The organism is Alkalihalophilus lindianensis (assembly GCF_032843265.1).
GTDB lineage: Bacteria > Bacillota > Bacilli > Bacillales > Bacillaceae_D > Alkalihalophilus > Alkalihalophilus lindianensis.
This window is the reverse complement of record NZ_JAWJBA010000972.1, coordinates 1-239: the sequence shown is the minus strand read 5'-3', so window position 1 is coordinate 239 and position 239 is coordinate 1. Positions and strand designations below refer to the sequence as shown.

The 239-nt window shown below is 48.5% G+C and carries 1 pseudogene; it reads right to left on the bottom strand.

Going from position 1 to position 239, the window contains the following annotated elements:
* Positions 1 to 239: pseudogene (locus RYX56_RS25015) on the bottom strand (hypothetical protein); the annotation flags it as partial.

Genomic DNA, 239 nt, shown 5'->3' with positions numbered 1-239 from the left:
GCCCCATATCCAGCTTACCGGTCATGGCCGGAGTGGAAGCGGCAAGCTGCTCCATCACGACCTTCGAAGAAACAGCCAATGTCACTACTTTATCTATAAATGAAGTCGTAATCGATTCGACAATCGAGGCCTGCAATGATTTTCCCGGATCGGTCAGAAGTGTTAATTCCTTTAAACGTCCGTCCTTCAAATGCTCATTCCATTTGACCGGAATCACGATGGCGGCGTCCATCTTTTCC